The 1158-nt window shown below is 67.9% G+C and carries 2 protein-coding genes; both read right to left on the reverse strand.

Going from position 1 to position 1158, the window contains the following annotated elements; genetic code table 11:
- Positions 1 to 666, reverse strand: a 666-nt coding sequence (locus tag ABZX92_RS45925; protein ID WP_355572496.1) for a polysaccharide deacetylase family protein, incomplete at its 3' end; no start/stop codon positions are given.
- Positions 663 to 1158, reverse strand: a 496-nt coding sequence (locus ABZX92_RS45930; RefSeq protein ID WP_355572499.1) for an MOSC domain-containing protein, incomplete at its 5' end; no start/stop codon positions are given. The genes ABZX92_RS45925 and ABZX92_RS45930, both read right to left, overlap by 4 nt.

Raw genomic sequence — 1158 nt, forward strand, 5'->3', positions numbered from 1 at the left:
AGCACCGTCGCCGCGAGGAGGAGAAGCAGGAGGATCATCTCGGACGGGAAGGTACATCGGGTGGAGCAGGATGATCGAGCCCGGCTTCGTCTGGTTGAGGACGTCGGTCTCGATCTGTGGTGCCGACGGCGTTCCCTCGGAGTCCGGTTCGACGTCCCACATGATCGTCTTGCGGTGGTGCTCGCTCAGGTAGTGCGGCAGGGCGAAGAGCTTCTTGCCGTTGGGCGGCCGGAAGTGGATCTCGCCCTGGTAGCCGGTCTGGCGGATCTGCCGGTCGGTGTCCTCGATCTCCTTCGTGACCGTGCTCGGGGTCACGCCGACCATCCGCTCGTGGTTGTAGGTGTGGTTGCCGATCTCGTGGCCTGCCTCGGCGATCTTCCTGCCGAGTTCCGGGTGGCTCGCGAGGTCCCGGCCCATCAGGAAGAACGTGGCTTTGGCCTGTTCTTCCCGCAGGGTGTCGAGAACCTGCTGGGCGCCTGCCGGATCCGGGCCGTCGTCGAAGGTGAGGGCGACGACCTTCTCGTTCGTCTCGACCCGGTTGACCAGCTCACCGAAGAACTGGAAGGTGCGGGAGCTGCTCACGTTCCAGAGCGTCGCTGCCGCTGCGAGCACGACGACGAGGCTGACGGCGGTGATGATCGTCGGCTTGCGGCGCAACCACTTCATGCGTCCATGATCGCCAACGCGGCTGTCCCGACGCGCAGCACCCCGTCGTCGAGCGGCACACACCGCACGCCACCCTTGCCCCGCAACGCTTTGAACGCACCGGGAGCGATCACCGCGTCCATCCAGGCACACGGGTTCGCGGGCCGGTGGACCTCGAACCGCACGGGCCCATCACCGGAGTCGAGGCTGAAGACCGTGCCGCGCGGCAGTGAGTCCACATCGAACCCCCGCACGACGACGTTCCGCCGGGCGAGCAACGGATCCACGGCCCACGGGTCCAGCGACTCGGCCGCGATCAGCGTGACGGCGGCGTTGCGGTGTGCGGGGTGGTTGAAGTAGCGGTCGCCCACGATGCCGAGCCCGGCCCGCACCTCGACCTGCGAGCGCGAGACCGGGCCGGGATCGGGACGAGGGCCGTCCGACGGACGGCCCTCGTAGGCGTGCACGGGTGAGACGTGCAGCGCGACGATCTCGATCAACGCTCGCCGAGCT

The organism is Lentzea sp. NPDC006480 (genome assembly GCF_040611995.1).
Taxonomy (GTDB): domain Bacteria; phylum Actinomycetota; class Actinomycetes; order Mycobacteriales; family Pseudonocardiaceae; genus Lentzea.